Origin of the sequence: Rhodanobacter glycinis, assembly GCF_006438785.1 — a bacterium.
GTDB classification, from domain to species: domain Bacteria; phylum Pseudomonadota; class Gammaproteobacteria; order Xanthomonadales; family Rhodanobacteraceae; genus Rhodanobacter; species Rhodanobacter glycinis_A.
The window spans coordinates 1-816 of the sequence record NZ_RCZB01000014.1 but is presented as its reverse complement, the minus strand read 5'-3'; the positions used below and the strand labels follow the sequence as shown (position 1 = coordinate 816).

Genomic DNA, 816 nt, shown 5'->3' with positions numbered 1-816 from the left:
ACAAACTCCACCAGACCACCATCATGAAATTCTTGGCTCTCGCCCTTCTTCTGGCTGTCGGCTCTCATGCCGCTTCCCTGCAGGCTGATGCACCCTCCCAGCTGGCCCATATCCGGGCTGCTATGGATGTCTACATGACTCAGGTGAAGGACAGTGCCCTTAAAGCCCTGGACCAGCTCGATGACACCGAGTACAAGGATCTCAAGGCCTCCCTGGCTCAGCGCATGGAGGATATGCACACTCAGATCAAGACTCTGCAGCAATCCGTTTCCCCCGTCACTGACAATGTCGTCGCCACCATCTCCGACGCCACCAGTGACCTCCGTACCTCTATCATGAATGATATTGAAACCCTGAAAGCCGACCTTGAGCCCAAACGTGCTGCACTGAGAGRGGTCATCGACCGACACATCCAGGACTACCGTACAAGGATGGAACCCATCATCACCGAGTATTCCGCCAAGCACACWGAGCACATGGATGCCCTGAARGCCAGGCTGGAGCCTGTTGTGGAGGAGCTGCGCGCCAAGGTGGCTACCAACGTGGAGGAGACCAAGACCGCCCTGATGCCCATTGTTGAAGCTGTGCGTGCCAAGCTCTCTGAGCGTCTGGAACAGCTGAAGCAGATGGCTACTCCCTACGTCGAGGAATACAAGGACCAGCTGCAGCAGGCCTATGCCCAGGCGCAGAATGTAAATGCTGATGACATCAATGCCCTGAGGACGAAGATCGCACCTATGGTCGAGGACATCAAGACTCAGCTCAACTCTATCTTCCAGGCCATCTCTGAATCCGTCACCAAGAACTAAATCCTCC

General features: G+C 55.5%; 1 protein-coding gene. It reads left to right on the top strand.

What is annotated here, in order from left to right; all coding sequences use genetic code 11:
* Positions 1–809, top strand: an 809-nt coding sequence (locus tag EAH75_RS19525; RefSeq protein WP_206666223.1) for an apolipoprotein A1/A4/E family protein, incomplete at its 5' end; no start/stop codon positions are given.
* Positions 810–816 lie beyond the last annotated feature (7 nt).